Source organism: Snuella lapsa, from assembly GCF_039539345.1.
Lineage (GTDB): Bacteria > Bacteroidota > Bacteroidia > Flavobacteriales > Flavobacteriaceae > Snuella > Snuella lapsa.
The window spans coordinates 1-23307 of the sequence record NZ_BAABCY010000004.1; the positions used below are offsets into that span (position 1 = coordinate 1).

Annotated in this window: 21 protein-coding genes and 1 tRNA gene; 13 read left to right on the forward strand and 9 right to left on the reverse strand. The window is 36.0% G+C overall.

Translation table 11 applies throughout. The features are described 5' to 3' along the window. Nucleotides 1–64 precede the first annotated feature (64 nt). Nucleotides 65–1081, forward strand: coding sequence for a M28 family metallopeptidase (locus tag ABD792_RS00175; protein WP_345003663.1), 1017 nt, complete (start codon nucleotides 65–67; stop codon nucleotides 1079–1081). Nucleotides 1082–1233: 152 nt separating this feature from the next. Here the strand turns inward: ABD792_RS00175 and ABD792_RS00180 are convergent. Together ABD792_RS00180 and bshB1 are read right to left on the reverse strand one after the other, a co-directional pair. Next, nucleotides 1234–1309 (reverse strand) — tRNA-His (locus tag ABD792_RS00180). Between the two features lie 116 nt (nucleotides 1310–1425). Next, the gene (gene bshB1 / locus ABD792_RS00185) at nucleotides 1426–2148 is read right to left on the reverse strand and encodes a bacillithiol biosynthesis deacetylase BshB1 (protein ID WP_345003664.1); all 723 of its coding nucleotides are present in this window, start codon (nucleotides 2146–2148) and stop codon (nucleotides 1426–1428) included. 317 nt (nucleotides 2149–2465) lie between these two features. On the opposite strand from bshB1, the gene ABD792_RS00190 reads away from it, so the two are divergent. From ABD792_RS00190 to ABD792_RS00200, 3 genes are all read left to right on the forward strand, one after another. Next, nucleotides 2466–4307: an SLC13 family permease gene (locus ABD792_RS00190; RefSeq protein ID WP_345003665.1), complete on the forward strand. Its 1842-nt coding sequence runs from the start codon at nucleotides 2466–2468 to the stop codon at nucleotides 4305–4307. Nucleotides 4308–4343: 36 nt separating this feature from the next. After that, complete coding sequence (gene pckA / locus ABD792_RS00195) at nucleotides 4344–5975, forward strand: phosphoenolpyruvate carboxykinase (ATP) (protein ID WP_345003666.1); 1632 nt, start codon at nucleotides 4344–4346, stop codon at nucleotides 5973–5975. A 78-nt stretch (nucleotides 5976–6053) separates the two neighbouring features. Beyond that, nucleotides 6054–6734, forward strand: a complete 681-nt coding sequence (locus ABD792_RS00200) for a DUF2490 domain-containing protein (protein ID WP_345003667.1) — start codon at nucleotides 6054–6056, stop codon at nucleotides 6732–6734. 44 nt (nucleotides 6735–6778) lie between these two features. Here the strand turns inward: ABD792_RS00200 and rlmF are convergent, their stop codons facing one another. Then, on the reverse strand, nucleotides 6779–7693 hold the full coding sequence (rlmF, locus tag ABD792_RS00205) for a 23S rRNA (adenine(1618)-N(6))-methyltransferase RlmF (RefSeq protein ID WP_345003669.1): 915 nt from the start codon (nucleotides 7691–7693) through the stop codon (nucleotides 6779–6781). 167 nt (nucleotides 7694–7860) lie between these two features. Here rlmF and ABD792_RS00210 point away from each other — a divergent pair, with 167 nt between their 5' ends. The 9 genes from ABD792_RS00210 (at nucleotide 7861) to ABD792_RS00250 (ending at nucleotide 17289) form a co-directional block, all read left to right on the forward strand. Next, a complete protein-coding gene (locus tag ABD792_RS00210; RefSeq protein ID WP_345003670.1) occupies nucleotides 7861–8535 on the forward strand; it encodes an HAD family hydrolase in 675 nt (224 codons plus the stop codon). Between the two features lie 107 nt (nucleotides 8536–8642). Then, nucleotides 8643–9272 carry a TetR/AcrR family transcriptional regulator gene (locus ABD792_RS00215; RefSeq protein ID WP_345003671.1) on the forward strand — a complete coding sequence of 210 codons (630 nt, stop codon included), beginning with the start codon at nucleotides 8643–8645 and terminating at the stop codon, nucleotides 9270–9272. After that, the gene (locus tag ABD792_RS00220; RefSeq protein WP_345003672.1) at nucleotides 9269–10867 is read left to right on the forward strand and encodes a sodium:solute symporter family transporter; all 1599 of its coding nucleotides are present in this window, start codon (nucleotides 9269–9271) and stop codon (nucleotides 10865–10867) included. Before ABD792_RS00215 ends, ABD792_RS00220 begins: the two co-directional genes overlap by 4 nt. A gap of 65 nt (nucleotides 10868–10932) precedes the next feature. Continuing rightward, nucleotides 10933–11550, forward strand: a complete 618-nt coding sequence (locus ABD792_RS00225) for an L-rhamnose mutarotase (protein WP_345003673.1) — start codon at nucleotides 10933–10935, stop codon at nucleotides 11548–11550. Between the two features lie 2 nt (nucleotides 11551–11552). After that, nucleotides 11553–13094, forward strand: a complete 1542-nt coding sequence (locus ABD792_RS00230; RefSeq protein WP_345003674.1) for a sulfatase family protein — start codon at nucleotides 11553–11555, stop codon at nucleotides 13092–13094. A 16-nt stretch (nucleotides 13095–13110) separates the two neighbouring features. Continuing rightward, on the forward strand, nucleotides 13111–14187 hold the full coding sequence (locus ABD792_RS00235) for a Gfo/Idh/MocA family protein (protein ID WP_345003675.1): 1077 nt from the start codon (nucleotides 13111–13113) through the stop codon (nucleotides 14185–14187). 18 nt (nucleotides 14188–14205) lie between these two features. After that, nucleotides 14206–15561 (forward strand): alpha-L-fucosidase, encoded by a 1356-nt coding sequence (locus ABD792_RS00240; RefSeq protein WP_345003676.1) that lies wholly within the window; start codon nucleotides 14206–14208, stop codon nucleotides 15559–15561. A gap of 27 nt (nucleotides 15562–15588) precedes the next feature. Then, a complete protein-coding gene (locus ABD792_RS00245) occupies nucleotides 15589–16836 on the forward strand; it encodes an enolase C-terminal domain-like protein (protein ID WP_345003677.1) in 1248 nt (415 codons plus the stop codon). Nucleotides 16837–16920: 84 nt separating this feature from the next. Beyond that, on the forward strand, nucleotides 16921–17289 hold the full coding sequence (locus ABD792_RS00250) for a TSUP family transporter (RefSeq protein WP_345003678.1): 369 nt from the start codon (nucleotides 16921–16923) through the stop codon (nucleotides 17287–17289). A gap of 230 nt (nucleotides 17290–17519) precedes the next feature. Here ABD792_RS00250 and ABD792_RS00255 read toward each other — a convergent pair whose 3' ends face one another. The 6 genes from ABD792_RS00255 to ABD792_RS00280 form a co-directional block, all read right to left on the reverse strand. After that, nucleotides 17520–18077 (reverse strand): NUDIX hydrolase, encoded by a 558-nt coding sequence (locus ABD792_RS00255; RefSeq protein ID WP_345003679.1) that lies wholly within the window; start codon nucleotides 18075–18077, stop codon nucleotides 17520–17522. Between the two features lie 13 nt (nucleotides 18078–18090). Beyond that, on the reverse strand, nucleotides 18091–19095 hold the full coding sequence (locus ABD792_RS00260) for an endonuclease/exonuclease/phosphatase family protein (RefSeq protein WP_345003680.1): 1005 nt from the start codon (nucleotides 19093–19095) through the stop codon (nucleotides 18091–18093). 132 nt (nucleotides 19096–19227) lie between these two features. Next, the gene (locus ABD792_RS00265; protein WP_345003681.1) at nucleotides 19228–19842 is read right to left on the reverse strand and encodes a toxin-antitoxin system YwqK family antitoxin; all 615 of its coding nucleotides are present in this window, start codon (nucleotides 19840–19842) and stop codon (nucleotides 19228–19230) included. A 449-nt stretch (nucleotides 19843–20291) separates the two neighbouring features. Continuing rightward, nucleotides 20292–21209 (reverse strand): AraC family transcriptional regulator, encoded by a 918-nt coding sequence (locus ABD792_RS00270; RefSeq protein ID WP_345003682.1) that lies wholly within the window; start codon nucleotides 21207–21209, stop codon nucleotides 20292–20294. Nucleotides 21210–21531: 322 nt separating this feature from the next. Further along, nucleotides 21532–21963, reverse strand: a complete 432-nt coding sequence (locus ABD792_RS00275; protein WP_345003683.1) for a hypothetical protein — start codon at nucleotides 21961–21963, stop codon at nucleotides 21532–21534. Between the two features lie 286 nt (nucleotides 21964–22249). Continuing rightward, a complete protein-coding gene (locus ABD792_RS00280; RefSeq protein ID WP_345003684.1) occupies nucleotides 22250–23215 on the reverse strand; it encodes a hypothetical protein in 966 nt (321 codons plus the stop codon). Nucleotides 23216–23307 lie beyond the last annotated feature (92 nt).

Consider the following 23307-nt stretch of genomic DNA (forward strand, 5'->3'; position numbering starts at 1 on the left):
GGTGTCCTTAACTGATAATTGTATAAAATATTGAAAATTAAATGTTTAACTTAAATTTATTCGTGTGAAAAAACTGTTATTTCTTTTTAGCGCATCATTAATAATCATTGCTTGCGGCACATCGCAGAGTAAAAGTAATGGAACAACTACTATTAACCCTAGCGATTATGCCAAAAGCATTACAGCAGGAGAGCTAAAAACAATGCTATATACCTATGCTTCCGATGATTTTGAAGGTAGAAGAACAGGAGAACCAGGTCAAAAGAAAGCAATCAATTTCATAAAGGATCATTACGTTAACTTAGGCATTCCATCACCTATTGCCGAAGGCGATTATTTCCAGGAAATCCCTGCTTCATATTTTAACGGTAAAGCCAAAGCCTCAGAAAATGTTTTGGCCTATATTGAAGGCTCAGAAAAACCCAATGAAATTATTGTTATTTCTGCTCATCTAGATCATATTGGCATCTCAGGAAATGGCGATATTAATAATGGTGCGGATGATGACGGATCGGGCACAGTAGCTATTTTGGAGATTGCAGAAGCTTTTCAAAAAGCAGCCGAAAAAGGACATGGGCCCAAGCGTTCTGTTTTGTTTTTGCATGTTACCGGTGAAGAAATAGGATTGTTTGGATCGCGTTATTATGCAGACGTAGACCCTGTATTTCCATTAGCCAACACAGTAGCAAACCTAAATATTGACATGATTGGTCGTGTTGACAAAAAGCATGAAAGTAATGAAAACTATCTATACCTTATAGGTTCAGATAAGTTAAGTACCGAACTACACAACATTTCGGAAGCCGTCAATAAAAAATATATAAATATGACGTTCGACTATACCTATAATTCTGATAGTGACCCTAACCGCTTTTATTACCGATCCGATCACTACAACTTTGCAAAAAACAACATCCCTGTTATCTTTTATTTTAATGGTACTCACGACGATTATCACAGACCTTCGGATACACCAGACAAAATACATTACGACCTTTTGGAAACCAGAGCCCGTTTAATTTTTTACACAGCTTGGGAATTGGCTAATAGAGAAGAACGCATTGTAGTTGACAAAAACTAAGTATGCTAGTTTTTCCTTAACTAAACGAATTAACAAGCCAAAAAAGCACGCACTTTTCTTTTTTAGAAAGACGCGTGCTTTTTTAAATCAAAATATTTAACAAACCGTATAATACAAAAGAAGCCCCTCGGAAACCGAGAGGCTTTTATTTTGGGTGGAAGATCGGTCTCGAACCGACGACCTCCTGAACCACAATCAGGCGCTCTAACCAACTGAGCTACAACCACCATTTAACATGCATTTTGTAATGCGTGTGCAAATGTAATTGATTTCAATCTTTTCTACAAAGACTTTTTTCAATATTTTTTATACTTCTCCTAAAATAAAATCAAAACCAATCCTAACTATTTCATATCAAATAAACTATCGACCGCTATAAAGCGTTCTGTAGTAAAACCTTCGGCATACTCTACCCCTACCAAACGTCCCAAATCCCTGGCTCGATACTTAATGCTATCTGTAAAATTCTTAGTAGATATAGGGGTTTCAGGCTCCTTACTAGCTTCGTTGTAAAACTGCGTTTCGTAAGCTAAAACCGCTTCCATTTTAATATCTATAAACTCAGATACATCAACCACAAAATCTGGCTTTAAGTTTTTCCATTGTATGTAATGGTATACATGCTTTGGACGCCAAGCAGGTTGCAATGCCGAAACGTTTTCCAATTGGGTTTCAATTTTTAACAAACCACTTAAAAAGCAAGCATCACTTACTAATTTACTTCCCTTACCATGATCAATATGCCGATCGTCTACCGCATTACAAATAACAACATCTGGTTGGTATTTTCGTATCATTTTAATAAGCTCTAACTGATGGGATTTATCATTAACAAAAAAACCATCGGCAAACCCCATATTAACTCGAAATGCCACACCCAAAATATTAGCCGCTGCTTCCGATTCTGCTTTTCTTGTCTCTGCCGTCCCTCGTGTTCCTAACTCGCCACGGGTTAAATCTATAATACCTACCTTTTTACCTTTAGATACTTCTTTGGCAAGTGTAGCACCACAACCTAATTCAACATCATCTGGATGCGCTCCTATGGCGAGAATGTCTAACTTCATATATTCCTTTTAATATAATTAACCTCTTTTTATAATGTTTTATATACTTTTTTAGCTCTTAAGCAATTGTCAGGATTTAAATTTATAAAAAAGTTTACCAATTCTTAAACATTATACATTACGCATACGTTTTCGTAACTTTTTTTAAAACCAATTTTAACAAAAAACCACTAATTCTTGAAAAAGAACCAACAATTGCAAATCATGACATTCGTCATAATTATTCGAGCTATTAGATAGTAATTTTACCAATGTAATTAATCAACTATCATGCCTTATTTACTTAGACAAAATAGTAGTTTAAAACTTACTGAATTATGATTTATTTAATGCTCCTCATATTAATAATTACTATTGGACTCTTTGTTTGGGGAAAATTCACTCCAGATATCGTAGCACTTATATCAATGCTCAGTCTATTTTTAACTGGTATTCTAGATGCTAAAGAAACACTGAGTGGTTTTAGCAATCCAACGGTAATCATGATTGCCGCCCTTTTTATAATAGGAGAAGGTATCGCACAAACAGGTTGGACAGCCATGGCGGGTAAAAAGTTTGTGGAATGGGCTGGAAAAAGTATTCCCAAATTATTAGTTATTTTAACACTTGGAGCAGGTGTTTTATCTGGCTTTGTAAGCAATACAGGAACGGTGGCAACTTTAATGCCCCTAAGCATTTCTTCTGCCTGGAGTATTGGTACCCTGCCATCTAAAATGTTAATGCCCGTAGCTTTTGGTTCTAACACTGGTGGGTTGTTAACCCTTACTGGTACACCTCCAAACATTATAGCTAGCAATGCCTTAGTTGATTCTGGCTACGAAGGCTTTTCTTTCTTTGAGTTTGGGCTAATAGGCTTACCCCTTTTAATCATTGCCCTGCTATATTTTAGATACATTGGCTATAAGTTGTTACCTAACAACAAAACAAACAACAAGCCTGTAAATATAGAATCTACCTTACACAATTGGATTGAAGCCTACAAAGTTGATAGCGGTTATTATCGATTGCGCGTAAGATCTATTTCTCCCTTATTAAACACAAAAATAGAAGCATGGCAATTTGAAAAGAATTACAATGTATCTATCATTAGAATAAAAAGAAGACACCCCAATGTACTAAAAGGCATCCCTTCCTACATTGAGTTTCCAGATCCAAACACAGAATTTCTTTACCATGACATTATTACCCTAAAAGGTGACACAGAAGCTATTAACAAAATGATGATAACCTTTAGGCTTGGACTTTTACCCCTAGAACCCATAACCGATGAGCTAAAACACAACCTCATCAACCAAGAGGTAGGCATGACGGAAGTAATCGTAAATCCAAATTCTATCTTAGTAGGTAGAAAATACAAAATGGGCGAGTATTTCAAAAGGTTTGGCATTCAACTGCTAGCTGCGTCAAGAAACAACAAACCCCTACAAGAAAAAGAAGTAACCGTTAAAGTAGGTGATGCTTTCCTAATTCGAGGAACATGGGAACATATTGAAGATTTGAAAAAGCAACATGAAAACCTAGTTATTTGCGGTAGCCCAGAAGGCATGGCCAAAAACGTTGAAAGTCTTAATTTAAAGTCTTACATAGCTTTAGGTTCCTTACTACTAATGATTGTATTTATGGTATTTAAAATTGTACCAGGATCGATTGCAGCACTAATTTCTGCAGGTATCATACTATTAACCGGTTGTGTACCAGTCTCCAAAGCCTACAAGGGCATAAGCTGGACCAGTGTAGTCATGATTGCCGCAATGATACCTATGGGCATAGCCCTTCAAAAAACAGGAACTGCCCAAGTCATTGCCAATGGTTTAGTAGATTATCTAGGAACCATACATCCTATAGCATTATTAGGCGGTATATTTTTACTTACAACCACTTTTAGTCAAGTAATCAACAACTCTGCAACAGCTGTTCTTATGGCTCCCATAGCCATTTTGGCAGCCAACACCTTAAACCTGTCTCCAGAGCCTTTTATGATTGTAGTCGCTATAAGTGCATCTACCGCATTTTTAACACCTATAGGAACCACCACAAATGCAATGGTTATGACTGCTGGTGGCTATAAGTTTATGGATTACTTAAAAGTCGGTGCCCCTCTATTACTTTTACTATTAACTATATCAATGATACTCGTGCCAATACTTTGGCCATTTTAAACAAAAAAACAATAAGAACCTTAAAATCAAATTAAAATGGAAGATTTAGCAACATTAAAAAAACAACCAAGCTTAGAAGCTTACGGTTTAAAAAATGTGAAAGCTCATTGGAACTTATCCCCTGAAACACTTCAAAAGATTACAGTTGATAAAAAAATGGGTAAAGAAACTGCCAATGGCACTTTAGCCATCAATACAGGAAAGTTTACTGGTAGATCGCCTCAAGACCGTTTTCTTGTTAAAGATGACTATACAGCCGATAAGGTATGGTGGGGAAAAACAAATAAAGCTGTTTCTCCTGAAAACTTTGATAAACTTAAAAACGAAATTACCGAGTACCTTTCTGGCAAAGAAATTTATGTTAGAGATGGCTATGTTTGTGCTGAGCCAGAATACAGAACAAACATACGAACTGTAACCGAGTTACCTTGGTCCAATATGTTTGTTTATAACATGTTTTTAAGACCTAGTGAAAAAGAACTCAAAAACTTTAAAGAAGACTGGTTAATTCTTTGTGCTCCCGGTTACGAGTGCCCAGATCCTGCCGCTTATGGCATCCGACAAGGCAACTTCTCTATCATAAACTTTACTGAAAAAATAGCTTTAGTAGGAGGATCGGCTTATACTGGTGAAATGAAAAAAGGTATTTTCTCTGCCTTAAACATGATTTTACCTGTAGAAAAAAACGTGCTTCCAATGCACTGTTCTGCTAACGTAGGTAAAAAAGGTGATACTGCTATATTCTTTGGTTTATCCGGAACAGGAAAAACAACACTATCTGCAGATCCCGACAGAAAATTAATTGGTGATGATGAACACGGATGGACAGCCGACAACACAATCTTCAACTTTGAAGGTGGTTGTTATGCAAAGGTTATTGACCTAAGCGAAGAAAAAGAACCAGACATCTTTAGAGCTGTTAAACCTGGTGCCTTACTTGAAAACATTGTATTTAAAGACAATGGCGAACCTGATTATGAAGACAGCAGTATAACACAAAATACACGTGTTAGTTATCCTATATACCATATAGATAACATACAGGAAACTTTATATGCAAACAATCCGAAAAACATATTCTTTTTAACATGTGACGCATTTGGTGTATTACCTCCTGTATCCAAGCTTACTCCAGGACAAGCTGCTTATCACTTCATTTCAGGATATACAGCTAAAGTAGCTGGAACCGAAGCAGGCATCACAGAGCCCGTACCATCATTCTCTGCATGCTTTGGAGAACCATTCATGCCTTTACATCCAACCGTTTATGGTGAAATGTTAAGTAAAAAAATGCAAGAAGCAGGTGTTAATGTATGGTTAATTAACACAGGTTGGAGCGCAGGACCATACGGCGTTGGATCTCGTATTAAACTAAAATATACCAGAGCTATGATTACTGCCATCCTAAACGGTGATTTAGACAATGTAGATTACGAACAAAACTTCATTTTCGGTTTATACATGCCTAAATACTGTCCTGGTGTTCCTACCGAAATTTTAGATCCTATGAATACCTGGTTACAAAAAGGTGCTTATGTGGGTAAAGCCATTCAGTTGGCACACTCTTTCCACTTAAACTTTGAGAAATTTGCACAACAAGCATCAGATCAAATCATTGAAGGTGGGCCGTTAATTGATGAACACCATCACTTACACGAACACTTCTAATAGGTTCTTGTTTAACCAAAAGGGAGTTCTAGCAAGAACTAGAACTCCCTTTATGATTTATCAAATAAATTTTTTAGAATGAAATATAACAAAATCCTAATAATATTCCTTTTAAGCGTAAACATTTCCTTTGCGCAAACGCCTATTGAAAATCAATTAGGATCTTGGTTTACTTACGTAGGTAATTATAGGATTTCGGAAAAAGTTAGCATAAGTAACTGTGTCCAATCATGGCATTATGAAATTGCAGATAATTTCAATTTTTTACTTACAAACGTTGCTTTAAATTACCATATTTCATCCAAACTAACAACAAGCCTCTCATACGGTTTTATGGATATAGATAAAGGCTTTGAAAAAAGCGGCACGCACTCTTACGAGAACCGCTTGTACGAACAAATCGGATATAAACACAAGCTAGTAAAATTGCCTATAGACCATAGATTTAGAATAGAACAACGACTACTAAACAAACCATCCCCTTCCAAAAATGTCATGCAAAGTCGTTTACGTTACAGGTTGGGCACTAAATTAAAGCTTAACAAAACATTTTTTATTAGACTAAACAACGAAGTTATAACTACGATAAAGACAAAGAGCAATGACGGTTTTACCGAAAATAGGGCATACGGCGCTTTAGGCATTAACCTTTTAAAATCTGCCAATGTACAAGTGGGATACTTAAATCGAAAAATAAAAGGTTTGGATTTACACCGATTACAAATTGGGCTTTTTTATAAAGTCGATTTTAGAAAGTAACAGGCATGAGCCTAAACAAATACAAGCTTCTCAAGTAAGCGACACTAGCTTTGTTCTACAAATGACCAAGCAACAATTCGCGAAGTTTTATTCCCCTGCCCCATATTAATGATTTTAACCTTTGTTGCCCCTAATTTTTTTAAGGACACTTTTAACCCTCTTACAAGTTCCTTTTTGGATACTAGAGAAGTAAACCACCTACACTGGTCTTTAAACAAAGAACTCTCATACAAATAATTATGCAAAAAAGCTTTTTCACCACCATTACACCATAATTCATTGTGCGTTCCTGAAAAATTCCTAATTATACCAGGCACTTTACTATTAAGCCCCTTTAACTTTCGGGTAGTAGCTTCTATGGCCTCCGCTTCCGATTTATAAAATGGTGGATTGCACATAGTAATGAAAAAAAGATCGTTTTCAGTTATTACCCCTTTAAGAATATTCAATTTATTTTTTTGATGCCTTAAAGAAATTACACCCTCTAAGTTATTATTAACAATTATTTGCTGTGCATGCTTCAATGATAGTTCATCAATATCCGTTCCAACAAAATGCCAATTATATTCAGCATGCCCTAAAATAGGATAAATACAACTTGCACCTGTGCCTATATCCAATACACGTATGGCACTATCAGCCTCCCCGCCTTCAATTAAATCAGATAAGCGATGTATATAATCTACACGCCCTGGTACTGGCGGACACAAATTATTATCAGGGAACTCCCAAAAAACAATATTATAATACCACTTTAACAATGCCGTATTAAGTGCTTTTACGGCTTTAGGGTTTGCAAAATCTATAGTTTTTGTTTGATATTTATTTTCAAAAACATATTGCTGCAAATCTGAATGTATTCCACACAAAATTTCTAAATCATATCCCGTTTGGTGCTTATTCCTTGGATGAAAACCTGAGTTTGTTATAATACTTGATTGTTTTTTATTTTTCTCCATCTTTTAAGCAGTCTTCCGCTCTTTTTATAGTCAATAATAACCGTTGCAATATAAACATAAGTCTTGAAGCTAGACTGCAAAGCTATTTAAATCATACCGTAAACACTTAAAAATCAATTTAGGCCTTTAGCCTTAATTCTCATATCTTCGCAAAAAAATAACACAAGATGCTAAAAGCTGTTTTATTTGATATGGATGGGGTGATTGTCGATAGCGAACCCTTACACCATAAAGCCTATCACAATATGTTTAATGATGTTAATATAAACGTTTCTGATTCACTTTACGAATCATTTACCGGCCAAACCACATTAACCATATGCAAACGGTTGTGTGAAGAATTTAATATTGATAAAACACCAGAAATGCTTGTGGCCCTTAAACGAAAACACTTTAAGTATCTTTTTGATAACGATAATGACTTCCAGCTTATAGACGGTGTTTTAAAACTTATACAAGATTACTACAACAACGGATTAACTCTAATACTAGCTTCATCGGCTTCCATGCCCAATATTGATAGAATTTTTGATCGCTTTAATCTTAACCAATATTTTAAAGCCAAATTAAGCGGCACCGATTTAAAAGCCTCCAAACCACATCCCGAAATATTTGTTAAAGCTGCTGAAGCGTCTGGTTATGATAAAAAGCACTGCTTGGTTATCGAAGATTCCACTAACGGTATAAAAGCAGCTAACGCTGCCAATATTTTTTGCATAGGGTTTGACAGCTTACACTCAAAAAACCAAGATTACTCTAACGCAGATAAGGTGATTAGCGACTTTAACGAAATTACTTATCACAAAATACAAAACATATTTTCTAAAAACTTTATTAAGTAACTAAAAACGTGCACTTTAAACTTAATAAAAAAATAACCATCATTTTTTAAACAATTATTAGGGCATTTGCCCTAATATTATTATTTTTGATACCTATTCGTTTAAAAATGAAGACCAAACAACGTATTATAAACCAAGCGATAATATCTTATAACACTTTAGGAGTTACTAATGTGACAAGTCGTGACATAGCCAAAGCCCTAAAAATAAGCCATGGAAACCTAGAATATCATTTCCCAAACAAAGAAGCCTTGCTTATGGCTATCTATAAACAAATGAAAAAAGATATTTCCCAAGTTTACAAAGAAGGGAAACATGCAGTAAATCCTTTTTTACATTTTAATGAGCTGCTTATAAAGTTAGAACAATTCCATAACGACTATTTATTTTTTAATTTGGATGTATTGGAAATTTCTAGAAATTACCCCGAAGTAAGTGCCTTATTAAACAAAACCTTTCAAATACGTAAAGCCCAAATGAGTCATTTTTACGATAGGTTTACAGAGCTTGGGTATTTTAAAAAAGAAACGATTCCCGGCATGTATTTACGGCTACAACATACCATTCGCATTATGATTACTTTCTGGAAATCACAACAAGAGGTTCTCCCCTATTTTGAAAACGTTCAAAAGCCTAAAATGTCTACTTACGTCTGGGATCTATTAACGCCACACATGACAGAAAAAGGAGTACAAGCTTATAACACCATTACACAAACCAATACCATAATCCCATGACATCCATTTCAACTATCGATCTATGTATCATTATCCTCTACATCATATTAATAATCTTTGTAGGTCTGTGGTATAGTCGTAAAAAAAAGAATACCAGTCAAGGCTACTTCCTCGCAGGAAAATCGTTAACATGGGCTGTAATTGGTGCTTCACTCTTTGCATCGAATATTTCTACTGTACATTTAGTTGGTTTGGCCGAATCAGGATTTAAAGACGGTATCGTATGGGGGAATTTTGAATGGTTCTCGGCCTTCGAACTCATTATATTAGCTTTTATTTTTGTTCCGTTTTACTTACGGACAAAAATTACCACACTTCCTGAGTTTCTGGAAAAACGTTACGACAGTCGCTCAAGAGTATTATTGGCTGTTTTTAGTATTCTAGCAGCTTTGTTTATGCATATAGGTGTTAGTTTTTATGCTGGCGCTGTTGTATTTGAGAAAATGTTTGGACTAAACATTTTTATATCCATTATCATTATTGCCTTAGCAACAGGTATTTACACCGTTATTGGCGGATTAGTTTCAGTAGTAGTAACAGAAACCGTACAAACTGTTATACTCATTATTGGTTCACTAACCATTACCCTATTGGCCATCTATAAACTTCCCGAAGTAGGCATACATTCCTATGAAGCTTTAAAAGAAGCCGTAGATCCCGATAGGCTAAAAGCCGTTAGTTTTGATGAAACAAAAAAAGGCTTTACTTTTTTAGATATCCTATTCGGGCATTTAGTATTAGGCATTTGGTATTGGTGTACAGACCAAACCATTGTACAACGCGTACTTGGTGCCAGATCCGAAAAACAAGCCAAACTTGGTGCCCTATTTGCTGGTTTTTTAAAAATATTGCCCGTCTTTATTATGGTAATACCTGGCATTCTAGCTTTTGCCCTATTTAAAGACGACATAGGCACGAGCACCAAAAGTGTATTACCTATAATGATCCTAAAATTAATGCCCGTTGGACTAAAAGGACTAATGGTTGCTGCCTTATTAGCTGCCGTTATGAGTAGTGTAGCTGCCGCATTAAACAGTTGCTCCACACTTATTGTGTACGATGTGTTCAATAAATTAAATCCTAACCTGTCCGATGCCAATAAAATACGCATTGGTAAAATTACCAGCATTACAGTATTGTTGTTAGCTGTGGCTTGGTCGCCATTTTTAGGCGATTTGGGCGCAATCTTCGAACTTATCAACCAAATGTTCAGTATTTTTGCTCCCTCTATTGTTGCTGTATTCTTGTGGGGTATACTTTCTAAAAAAGGTACAGCTAGCGCATCCTTTTGGACCCTGTTGGGAGGCAGCTTTTTTGCAGCTATCGTTTTTCTCGTAGAAAAATACGCAACAATTAATGGAATTAAAAATTTTGTATCTAGTCAAGAAGGTTTAGGCATCAACTGGTTACGACAAACCTATGTATACTTTATTATATCTTCGATCATTTATGTACTGGTCTCCTATTTTGACACCTCAAAGCAGCACATTCCTGACACGTTCTACCTAAAAGCTAAAGCATCATCAAAAACGGTAAACATGCTTAGTATTACATTGGTGGCAGTCATGCTCATAATCTACTGTGTTTTCTATTAGTTATGTCCAAAGCCAATTACATAAAACGATTTTGTTTTTCATACACTACCAAAGAATATGAAAAAATGGGTTTTTCATTAAATACAGAAAGCTTCATTAATAAAGGATTACCTATTTCTGGTCTAGAAAGTTTAGAACTTTATAAAAATGAAGAAACCATTTTTTTGATTCTGGACATTGCCTACAATTTTAATTTAACCGACTTGAATATTTCTTTAAACAAATATAAAAATACGAGTCCAGATGCTAAGTTAATCAGTGATACCATCAATTTGATTACAGCAGTCCAACTCCGTAGAATCTTCCATAAAACACCTTTAAAAGACCCTTTCTCAAAAAAAGTAAAGAATAGTAAAAGAATTGTGATGGCTCTAGAGCTTGTTAATAACGAGAATAAACGAAACGAGTACATAAAGCTTCATCAATATGATACTATTTGGCCCCAAATATTAAAGAACATGGACAAGATAGGTATAAAAGACATGGAAATTTACCTCCATGAATACCAAGCCTACCTTATTATGGATACCTCACCACATTTTGATATGGAAGTAGATGGTGAAAAATGGGCAAATCTGCCTCAAGAAAAAGAATGGCAAAATTATGTTTCCCAATTTCAAAAGGTTAATCCCAAAAGCAAAGCGCTTGAAAAATGGCTTCCTATGACATTAATTAATATATAAGTATGAGAAATAAAATAAAATATATTCTTTTACCTTTTAGCGTCCTATTACTTTGCACATCCTGCAAAAAAACAATTAAGAATAGTAAAACAATACCCCCAAACATTGTTATTATTTTAGCAGACGACCTGGGATATGGCGATCCTCAAATCTATAATGCCGATTCCAAAATACCAACACCTAACATTAATAGATTGGCAGAAACAGGTATTCGATTTACCGATGCTCATACCCCCAGTAGTGTTTGTACCCCTACGCGGTATGGTTTGTTAACCGGGCAATATGCTTGGCGTACCGAATTAAAGAAAAGCGTATTATGGATGTGGGACAAGCCTCTAATCGCGAAGAATAAATTAACTCTGCCAAAACTATTAAAAACCAAAAACTACGCTACAGCTTGTATTGGTAAATGGCATTTAGGATGGCGATGGCCTTCTAATATTACCAATGGTTATATGAATGACACTATTGCTATTGGAGATTGGGAGCTCAAGGGACGTAATGATCTTTGGAAACACATCGATTTTTCAAAGCCTTTAGGAGGCGGTCCCTTAGAAGCTGGTTTTGACTATTATTTTGGCGACGACGTCCCCAACTTTGCACCCTATACCTTCTTTGAAAATAATACCCTAACAAAGATCCCCAACCAGTTAAAACCCCAAGACATGTATGGAGGAACTGGGCCTATGGCCGAAGGCTGGAAATTAGAAAATGTAATGCCCGAAATCACAAAAAAAGCTGTTAATTATATAAAAAAACAATCACAGACCAAACAGCCCTTCTTTTTATACTTTGCCTTAACAGCACCACACACCCCCATCGCACCTAACTCAAATTTTAGAGGCAAAACCGAAATAGGCCCCTATGGCGATTTTGTTCACCAAGTCGATTGGTCCGTAGGTCAGATAGTAGAAGCCTTAAAGGCTTCAGGGCAATTTAACAACACCTTGCTCATCTTTACATCCGATAATGGTTCTCCCCAAAGAGATGGCACTAATATGGGAGGTGCTATTGCATCAGTTAAAAAATACGGCCATGATCCAAGTAAACCATGGAAAGGCATGAAAGCAGATATTTGGGAAGGAGGCCACCGCGTCCCCTTCATTGCTTCATGGCCAGAAAAAATAACAGCCAATAGCACTAGCAATCAAGTTATCTGTTTAACGGATGTTATGGCTACCGTAGCTTCCTTCTTGGACATACCCTACGATCAAGAAAAAGCTATGGAAGACAGTTATGACATTTCCCCACTTTTATTGGGCACAGATAAAGCAATAAGATCAGATATTGTGCACCATTCCATCAATGGCACCTTTGCCATTAGAAAAGGAGATTGGAAACTTATATTAGGAAAGGACTCTGGCGGTTTTAGTAGAAGCCTAAAGATATCAGGCATTCCTGTTACTACCAATGGACAACTTTACAACTTAACAAACGACCCTTCGGAATCCACAAATCTTTATGATCAGCATCCCGATACAGTCAATAAATTAACAGCCCTGCTTAACCATTACAAGGAAAAAGGTTACAGCAATAGAAATTAACATTAAGAAGTAGCTTATGATTTTATCACAACAGCCCATATTACCTAAAAAGCCACTTCCAATAGTCATTATAGGTGCAGGAGGTATAATAAAAGATGCGCACTTGCCAGCCTATACTATGGCTGGTTTTAAAGTATTGGGCATTTATAACAAAACAATATCCAGGGCAGAAGCCCTTAAGAATGATTTTGATATTGTAGAACATGTTTACCCTTCCTTAGAAGTACTAATTTCTGAAGGACAAAAACATAATGCCATTTTCGATTTAGCGCTACCAGCTAATTTACATGCCGAAATTTTAGAGCAATTACCCGATGGATCTCCTGTTCTTATCCAAAAACCAATGGGCGAAACGCTGGAAGAAGCCAAACAAATACTTGAAATTTGCAATAGGAAAAAACTAATATCGGCTGTAAATTTTCAATTAAGGTATGCGCCTTATATCATAGCAGCAAGAGACATGATAGATCGGGGGTTATTGGGCAATATATACGACATGGAGCTTATGGTTTGTGTATATACCCCTTGGCATTTATGGGATTTTCTATTTCAACTCCCCAGAGTAGAAATCCTGTATCACAGTGTGCACTATTTAGATTTAATCCGTAGTTTTTTGGGAAACCCTCAAAAAATTTATGCCAGTACGCTAAAACATCCCAAAATGAAAGCACTGGCTTCTACCAGAACAACCATGATTTTAGATTATGATGCTTGTACACAAGCAAGAATAATCACGAATCACGGACATGAATTCGGACTGAAACACCAGCAATCTTATTTCAAAATAGAAGGCACCAAAGGTGTCATAAAAATTCGCATTGGTTTATCCATGGATTATCCAAGAGGGGTTCCTGCTAAGTTTGAATATAAACTGTTAGACGACAAACAAAGCGATTGGAAAGAAATTGAAATTAAAGGTGGGTGGTTCCCTGAAGCCTTTGTCGGCACTATGGCTGGATTACAACGGCATGTACTGGATAAAAGCGTAGCATTACCCCATAGTACACAAGACGCCTTCGAAACCATGAAACTGGTAGAAGCAGCCTATATGTCAAGTGAAAAAGGAGGTATTACAATATCAAACATAAAATAACTCACAATAAATTAAATAATGAACACATTAAAATCAATAGTACTTATTACAGCATCCCTATTCATTGGTGGTTTAAGTGCTCAAAATATGGGAGGTGGTGAAGCGAACCCTCACTTAGAATCACCAAAGTCTGCCATAGAACATTTTATGGACATGCGTTTTGGTATGTTTATCCACTGGGGGCCTGTGTCCCTGAGAGGTGAAGAAATTGGCTGGTCTCGGGGCAAACAAATCCCAATAACAGAATACGATAATTTATATAAAGAATTTAATCCAGCACTTTTCGATGCTAAAAAATGGGTAAAAACAGCCAAAGATGCCGGCATGAAATACATTGTCCTTACCACAAAACATCATGACGGATTTTGTCTTTGGGACAGTAAATATACCAAATACGACATGGCCAGTACCCCCTATGCTAAAGATGTGGTAAAACAACTCGCAAATGAATGTAAAAAGCAAGGCTTGCTCTTTGGAGTCTATTACTCGATTGCCGACTGGAAACATGAGCATTATGCAACACGTTATGGCAACGATCCCAGACCCAAGGAAACGTCTAACATGACAATCTACTTTCAATATATGAAAGATCAGCTAAAGGAATTAATAGACAATTATGATCCCTTTCTAATCTGGTTCGACGGTGGCTGGGAAGACGCCTACACACATGAAATGGGCATGGAACTATATGCTTATCTGCGTAGTCTAAAGAAGGACATCATCGTTAATGACCGTATTGACAAAGAGATTGAAGCAATGACCAAAAAGGATCAGCCTCGAAGCAATAAATATGCGGGGGATTATTTAACACCAGAACAACGTATAGGAGAATTCAATATTGAAAATCCCTGGGAAACCTGTATGACCATAGCCAAACAATGGGCATGGAAACCCAATGACAAAATGAAATCTCTAAAGGAAAGTATTCTTACGCTCATCAAAACAGCTGGCGGCGGTGGTAATTTACTTTATAATGTTGGTCCCATGCCAGATGGTCGTATCGAACAACGTCAAATCGATCGTCTCAAAGAAATGGGCAATTGGTTAAAAATAAATGGTGAAGCCGTATACGGCACCGACGGGGGGCCTTTCCTTCCCACCGATTATATGGTGAGTACCAGAAAGGGCAAAAAAATTTACATTCACCTTTTAAACAAACAACACCAAACAATAAAATTACCATTTCAAAAAGGAGTTAAAATCAAAAAAGCCTATTTCTTGGATGGGAAAAGCAAAGTAACTGTCAATCAAAACAAAAACCATATAACCCTTGCTATACCGCAAGAGTTACCCGATCCCATAGCATCGGTAATTGTACTGGAATTAAACAAACCCGCTAATGAGATAGGAATTATCCATAGAACCAACTATTAACCAAAACCACACATAGAAAATCAACAAATGAATAAATCTGTCTTAATAAAAAAAGTAAGCTCTGCCGACACCCAATTTAAATTAAAAGAAGGTGCCGGATCAGATGCTGTACACACAACACCTATTTATGCCTATGCGGTTTGTAAACTACATACCGATAATGGCATTGAAGGCACTGGTTTAGCTTTTACTCTGGGTATAGGAAATATGCTCGTTTGCCAAGCTATCGATTACTTGTCCAAACACATTGAAGGTAGAGAGATAAACGATTTAATGGCTAACTTTGGTACTACTTATAAAGCTATGACCGACGATCCCAACTTTCGTTGGTTAGGCCCCCATAAAGGTGTTGTACACTTAGCCCTTGCATCGGTAGTTAATGCTTGTTTCGATCTATGGGCAAAATCCAAAGGAGTCCCCCTATGGAAACTACTAATCGACTTGCCTCCCGAACATATTGTTAACACGCTGGACCTATCCTATTTAGAAGATATTTTAACACGCGAAGAGGCTATTTCGCTGCTATCCAAACAAGCTACCACCAAATCAGAACGTCTAAATATATTACAAACTGGCTATCCGGGATACGACACCTCAATAGGATGGTTTAATTATAGTGACGACAAGGTAAGAGCAAACATAAAAAAGGCTATGGATGCTGGTTTTACCGCCATGAAGCTTAAAGTAGGCTCAGCCGACTCCCAAAGAGACATTCGCAGAGCTGAATTGGTAAGGAAAACAGCTGGTGACAAGGCAACCATTATGTTAGACGCTAACCAGCAATGGCATTTACCCAAGGCTATCGAAGTATGTAAAGCACTTAAAGCTATGAATCCATATTGGATTGAAGAACCTACACATCCCGACGATGTTAATGCCCATGTACGCTTGGCTAAAGAAATAGCCCCCGTAAAATTGGCTTTGGGAGAGCATGTGCCCAATAAGGTTATTTTTAAAAATTTTATACAATCGGGCTGCATGAGTTTTAATCAAGTAGATGCTGTTCGCGTTGGGGGTGTCTCAGAATTTATCACCATTAGCCTAATGTCTAAAAAGTATGGCATCCCTGTAGTTCCACACGTTGGTGACATGGGACAGATCCATCAACACCTTGTTTTATTCAATCATATTGCGATGGGACACGAAGCCTTATTTTTGGAGCATATCCCACATTTGAAATCACATTTTAAACATCCCGTTGAAATTACCGATGGTTATTATAAAGTACCCCAACACCCGGGTATGAGTAGCGATTTAAACATTGAGGCTAAATAATAAATATGTTATAAGGATCATTATTGAGAAATATTGAAATAGGAATATTACATTTGGCAAATACAATACTATAATTCAATGAAAATGACAACTTCAACAATTATTACCCTGATTGTAATAGGTTTATTAACTGGAATCTTTAGTGGCTTACTTGGTGTTGGTGGTGGACTTATAATGATTCCAATGTTTGTATTCTTCCTTGGTTTCTCTCAACATGCAGCACAAGGCATGAGTTTAGCCGTAATGCTACCTCCCGTAACTTTTTTAGCTGTACGCAACTACTACAAGGCCGGTGTCATTGACTGGAAAATAGCATTAATTGTTGCCGTACTTTTTATAATTGGGGGCTACTTTGGCTCAAAAATAGCACTTAACTTAAATCAGCAAACCTTAAAAAAAGTCTTTGGGGTCTTTGTGATTATAGCAGGAGTTAAAATGCTTTTAGGAAAATAACAAGCCTATGTATTTTTGTAATTACACAAGATTTTTACGCACAAAACAACAGATTATTCCTACTTAATGGAGGATAAGGCAAAAAAAGTATCATATTTAGCAGAATAACTAGTAGATAATTTCAAGAGAGTTGAATATATTTGATATATAATATATTATTTGAATTAGTCAATAACTGTTTTTAAAAGGGCTTTATGGTTGCACTCAAATCATAAAACCCTTTTAATATTTTAAGCCACATCAACTCTTTCCTTAATGGCCTGGCATACCATTGTTATATATTCCTTTGTATACGGGACATACTTTTTATTCAATCTGTCATCTAACAAATCCTTTTTTAAGCTATCTACAGCTATCAATTTTATTTGAGACACCTCTTCGGCCTGTAATTTCAAATGACTTAATGGTATAGTAAGCTCCGTGATATACACATGGTGATACTCCCTATCAATAAGCATGGCATTATGCATATGATCTGTTGTATGATTTCCTATAAACTCTAGAGCACCCGTTTTAACATCAACCCCCAACTCCTCAAACAATTCTCTTTGAGCAGCCAATAAGGGAACCTCACCTGCTCCAATATGTCCCGCTACAGAAACATCCCATAGATCTGGAAATGTATCCTTGTCGGCCACCCGCTTTTGTATTACGACCTCACCTCTTTTAGTGTAAAGCCATACATGAATACAAGGATGCCAATAACCCCTTTTATGAGCCACCGATTTTAAACATGTCCTTCCTGTAGGACTTCCATGCGCATCAAGTATATCTACCAATTCATCCATAAAACGTGCTTATTTAGGGCTTCAATAACTCCAACACGCTTAAAACCGGTCTATGGTCAGAAGCCTTTTTTTCATCAATGACATGTGTTTCCAAAACACGCCATCTGCCTTCTGGTTTATAAAGAATATAATCAATTTTCTTTTTCGGATCTATAGCTGGAAAGGTCGGGGCATTATCCAAAAATGAAGAGGTCCATTTTTTAGATAATATTTTAATCGTCTCACTCTCCGGTAATGCATTTAAATCTCCCGCCATAATAGTAGGCATGTTATCCGAAAAAATAGCATTAAGCTCATTAGCCTGCATTATCCTATCGGTCTCATCCTTAGTATGGTCTAAGTGTGTAGCCACAAAACGAATCGTGTCGCCGCTTTTCAAAACAATCTTGACCTCCAAAGCTGCGCGCGGTTCTTTTCCTTCACGAGCATTCAACGCATGGTTCTGTGTGGTTAAAAACGTATAACGCGATAAAATACCTTCGCCGTATTCACCTCCATCAAAAGCCATCGCTTTTCCAAACAGCGGTACGAGCTTTGTGCGTTGCCCCAGCTCGGTAACCAAATCAAAATTTCTGGCACGCTTGGTTTTAAAATCAACTTCCTGCATAGCGACCAAATCTGGTCTCGTATCACCAATTATTTTTGCCAGCAGGTCCAAATCGAACTTTTTATCAGTATCAACAGTCTCACCGTGATAAATATTGTAGGTTAACACTCTAACAACCCTGGAGGAGTCTACTTTTACTTGTGCCACCACATTAATTTGAAACACTAAAAAAGCAATTACAAAACATAAGTTTATACCGTTCCTAACCTTCATTTTTTTGATTGATTTTATGATTAATACAACCACCAAAGTTAAGGATTTAAAACCTTTAAACCATTTAAATTTGAATTTGTCAGAAAGCGGCTTATTAGTTTGGGTAAGAGCACCCAGGAAAAGAAGTTTACCGTAGCGCATTACCGCGCCGAGTACGAGCGTAATATCACCAAGGTTAACAGTTCGCAGGGGCGCCATACGAAAGCCATTTTAAGCCCATATAGCCATTAGGGAATTAGAACATAATACTTAAAAAAATAAATAAACGCCCTTAAAATGGGCGTTTATATATCCTGTTTTTACAAAATCACGGGCTTGTGCAACCCTTAGCTATTGTGCTTTTTTATTTTTTGTTTCTATAAATATTCGTCCATTTAGTGGGGTCAAAATTTCAGTCGAATAATCGTCTTTTATTCGGATTTTCTGTAATTCAAATATTTTGTCACTTGTCAAATCTCCCCAATATTTAAGAGGGATTTCCTTTATTATGCCAAACAATAATTTATCTCCACCTTCGCAAGTAGTGTTTACATGCAATTCAGTTGGCTCAAAAGTCAGCTCATATTTCAGGTTGCCACTGTCATCATAAATTTTCCAAAGTCCTGTCCGATAATAGATAAAAGCACGAAATAGTCCACCTACACCACAGCCGAGGTATGAGCTTAATTTATAGTGACCTTCCATTTTTAGATTTCCATTTTCAGAGTATTCTTTCCAATACCCAACTCTCAAGTCACTTACTCCATGTTCTTTACTGACTGCGAGCGCACCTTTACCTAAAACTATTCCGTCTTTTTTTAGTTCAACTATTGTATCTTCTTCGGGAAGTCCTTTTTTTAAATCTCCGTATAGTTCATTATTTGTAATGTATGGAAATGCATCTTCTTGTCCATTTATTATCTGAGACTGAAATAATATAATTATTATGATAATTGCTATTCTCATTTTCGACATTGTAGCTAACGTTTTTGTGTAAGCTTCAGTAATGGGAAAGTGTGTGGGTACTTTCCGCTGACTCTCCTAATTTAGCATAACGAGTTGAATTTCCGATTAGGAAATTCAGCCGTTATTGCTCTTACACGTTGTGCCTATTGCACAACAATCAAATATAGTTTAAAATTTCAAGAATTGCATGAAAGTTCTTATTTTTAGGAATGCAAGGCAAAAAGGACTATCAGGAGAAATTATTCAATAACTTTCAGTTAAGCGTTCGCGTCCCAGAGCTCAATTTCTATCGTCGTTTAAAAGGTTTTTTAAGCCCATATGGCCATCTAGAAATTAGAACTTAATACTTAAAAAAATCAATAAACGCCCTTAAAATGGGCGTTTATGTATCCTGTTTTCACAAAATCACGGGCTTGTATAACGGCTATCAATGTTGTACAGCGTTTTTTTTATTCAATCGGTATGCAAAAGTCAACAATAGCTTTTCTTTGAGGATGCTCATTAAAATTATTGTGATAAATTTCAAACGGTTCTCTATCAGCTTTTTTATATCCATTTTCGTTCATCCAGACAAATAGTCCAGTCCACGACTTTTCAAATTCGTTCAAACCGATTTCAAAACTTCCAACTATAAATTTTCCAGCTTCGATTGTTGTTAGTCCAATTTCTCCTTCTGTGTCGACAGATTTATTTAGTAAAACGGAAGCACTCATTCTTACTTTGCATGATTGAGTAACTTTAAAGCTGTCGTGATAAATGGTAACCATTTTAGTTTGTTCATTCATCAGTCCTTTTGGTGTTGTCCATTGCATTAGCTTTCCGTAAGCTGTTTCGAGATTTTGAGGTCCGATACTTGATACGTAAGCTAATTCCATTTTCGGCATTTCTTTGATTTCTACATTTGCGTTCATTTTTATCCAATTTTTAAGATTATCAATAACATAAATGTATTTCTCGTATTCAGGATAGTCTTGTCTATTCTTGCTTTCAAGTTGACGAATCTTGCTATGTCTGTTCGGGTTTTGCTTTTTAAATTCAGTCGGACTTACTCCGAAATATTTTTTAAAGGTTCGTGAGAAGGAAGAGTTGTCACTAAATCCAAATTTGTGAGCTATTTCTGTTGTAGTTATGTTCTTATGCAACAAATCCAAAGAAGACTTTTCGATTTTCCGCCTCGTCACGTATTCATTCAAGGTTTCGCCTGTTACAAATTTGAAAACCCGATGAAAATGAAATGGTGAGAAAAAAGCAATTTCAGACACTGTTTTAAGCGACAAATCAGAATCCAAATTTTCATCAATGTATTCAAAAACTCTGTTAATTCGATTTTTGTAGTCAGTTTCTATTTCTTTACCTAAAATTTTCATCTATGGTCAAATGCTGTACAACGGAAGACCTCGCAAAAAGTCTCATTTCAGAATAAAAGTAAGATAATTAATTCAATTAGATAGGATGTGGCTTTAAAATTTATGATTATAGTTTTAACTAAGTACGGTATTATTTAAAAAAGGTGCTATTCTATATAGAAGGCAATCCCCATAGTAGGCTAACCGGCTAACCAACGGTTCAGTCAACCCTTCGATTGCGCCTGTACCGAGCTTGTCGAGATGCTCAGGACAGGCTCGGCGTTCATGTTTGGCCGTACCGACCATACGAACGCTTAGTTATTGTGTGTAGTTTTTATTTTATTTATCCATCTATTGAAACCCCGACTTGTTTGTTATTCTCAAAATGAACATTAAAAAAATAGTATGGGTCATTTTTTTGTTGAAAAGCCATTTCAAATCCCTCGTCTCTCACGGAAATTCCTTTCAGGTCAAAATGATTTTCAATTGATTCAAATTCCATTTCCGCATTTGCATATTGTTCTTTCAGAGCCTTTTCCGATTCAGATTTAATTTCCGTTTCATTATTCAAAGCATTGAGTAAAATCCGTTTTTGATTTTCCGCAATTCCGTCTTTGTCTCCTGCGATTAGAATTTCAATGTCAGAGTTCAAATATCTTTTATTTATCTGCCAACCAACATCATTTCCTCTTGTACTAAAACTCTCGATTTCTCCAAAATCAGAGTCAGTCGTTTTTAGTTTTTTACTTCCAAATAGATTTCCAAATATTCCCATTCAGTTTATTTTTAGTTAGGTTGCTTAAATGAAACACAACGGGAGACCTCACAAAAAGTCTCATTTTTGAATAAAAGTAAGAGAATTAATTCCATTAGATAGTATGTGGCTTTAAAATTTATGATTGTAGTTTTAACTAAGTATGGTATATTTCGAAAAGGTGCTATTCTATATACAAGGCAATCCCCATAGTAGGCTAACCGACTAACAAACGGTTCAGTCAACACGGCGTTCATGTTTGGCCGTACCGACCATACGAACGCTTAGTTATTAGGCAACGTTTTTATTATTGATTAATCATTATATATTTAATTCTGTTATCAGTATTAAATTGTATCTGAAATTTTGGTTTTGTATACCAAAAATTCTCCATTCCTCCACCAAATTCTTGTTTTTCTTTTGGCTTACCATAAATACTTTCAATTTTCTGTTTACTGTAGTCCATATTAATTCCGCCCCAAAAAGTTCCTTCATATTGTTTTTCCAGAAAAACACAATATAAAGTGCTGTCTGTTTTAAACTTAAAGGATATTCCATCAGTATCATAGTTGATGAAGTAGGAATCTTTAAAATAGGTGTGAGTAGAATCGTTACCCAATCTATTCATCACTTCATTAATTTCTTTGCTTTTACTTGATTTCCCCAAAAGAGAGTTAAGTTCTTGAATTTTTATGTTTACCGAATTATTTACATAATTTCTATTGTCAATGCAAGGGTATTTTTCATTGTCGGATTCTGTCAATGACTTGAAGATTTCTTCGCTTTCAGAGAGTTTTAATTCTCCATTTCCAATTAGTTTGTTATTCCAATAGTCAGTTAGTTTTTTTAATTCAGATTCCGAAATAATTTGACCTTTATCTTCAAACCACTCCCAAACAATTCCATTATAAACATAATGCCAACCAATCAAATCTTTACAATTTTGGTAAATATATTTAGTGCCAAGTCCAATTTTGTTATACTTTTTTTGTTCATTAATTCGAGTTAGAATTATATGAATTCCAATAGATTTTTCAGGATTGGATATTTGGTTTAAGAGTTGTTTGTTAGCTTTCTTTCCAATGTCAACTAGTTCGTTTGCAATTGAATCAGATTCTGTTAGAGTTAAGGAATAATTACAAGTTATTGGGATTGTTTCCCAGTTCAGTTTTTCTATTAGTTTTGATATTCTCAATTCCGTTTCTGTTTGCCCAAAAGAAAAGCCAGAAATTAAAATCAGAATCGGTAATATTTTTATTTTTAGAATGTTCATTCAAATGTTGCCTAACGTGTTCGTGTCGAGTAGACAAGGGGATTTTCACCCCGAGCCTCTCACAGAACCGTACGTGATAGTCTCCCATCATA